Source organism: Okeania sp. SIO3B5 (genome assembly GCF_010692555.1).
GTDB lineage: Bacteria > Cyanobacteriota > Cyanobacteriia > Cyanobacteriales > Microcoleaceae > Okeania.
In genome coordinates this window covers 7,944-8,963 of record NZ_JAAHHG010000419.1, presented here as the reverse complement: position 1 = coordinate 8,963, position 1,020 = coordinate 7,944, and the positions used below count along the sequence as shown (strand labels likewise).

Here is a 1,020-nt window from a genome sequence, read left to right as displayed (position 1 = left end):
GTTTTTAAATTAATATAGACTTTAAAGGCAAGAGAGCCAACTTTTGTAGTAAGACAATTAAATATTGCTTTAATCATAAACTAAAAGCAATAGCTGATAGCTGATGGCTGACGGCTGAATGCTTACACTAAAACTATCGGCAAAATCATAGATAAAATCAATAACAATTTTTCCCTTATAGTTTATATAACCCCACTTTTTATCTCGTTTTACAAGTGCTAAACCTTCAGAAAATTGCCAAGCTGCTACATAAGTAGGAGGTATTATCTCTTTTCCTTCTCTATTTTTATAACCATGCATATCGTTGACTTTAAATCGTATTAATTCTTCAGTATGATCGGTTACTTCATCATGATAATTTTTTAATTCTTGTGGTTGATTAACATCCAAAAATTTTCCATTAGAGTCAATATATTGAATTTGATTATTAATCTTGACTTTTGCTACTCCTAAAGAAAACTCACTTGCTGTTTCTAATTTTGGCGGAATTACAACCTTTCCAGCTCGATCTTTATACCCCCATTTCCCATCACTCTGAAAAGGGATTAAAAACTTAGTCATTGATGATAATTTATGCAAAACTTGGCGAAAATTTATAATATTTTATTATACTTCAATTCAAACTACAGTTGATGCTTTTAAAGAGACTCAATTTCAAATCGTAAATATTGCAAAAATTCCCAAAAATCAGCGATATATAGAGATAATCAAAATAAATTTCATACTTTTGATATGAATTGTCTTCTTGTGGGCCATGACTCTACGAAAAAGTGATGTTTAAGCCTACATTCCGCAGGACAAAATGTAGCAACCGAAGAAGGAGTCAGGAGACAACCCACCCCTGCCCCTCCCAGGAGGCAGGGTCTATTTATTGTCACGCTTAGAAAAATTGATGGGGAGATGGGGGGATGGGGAGATGGGGGGATGGGGAGATAGGGAGATGGGGAGATTCTTATATTTATTTGCTATTTACACAATTTTTTGTATTTCATATCCATATAAATATTCTAGGCGCGACAA

1 protein-coding gene is annotated in these 1,020 nt (G+C 33.5%); it reads right to left on the bottom strand.

The features are described from left to right. Positions 1–69: 69 nt before the first annotated feature. On the bottom strand, positions 70–561 hold the full coding sequence (locus F6K54_RS34065) for a WG repeat-containing protein (RefSeq protein WP_293087997.1): 492 nt from the start codon (positions 559–561) through the stop codon (positions 70–72). Positions 562–1,020 lie beyond the last annotated feature (459 nt).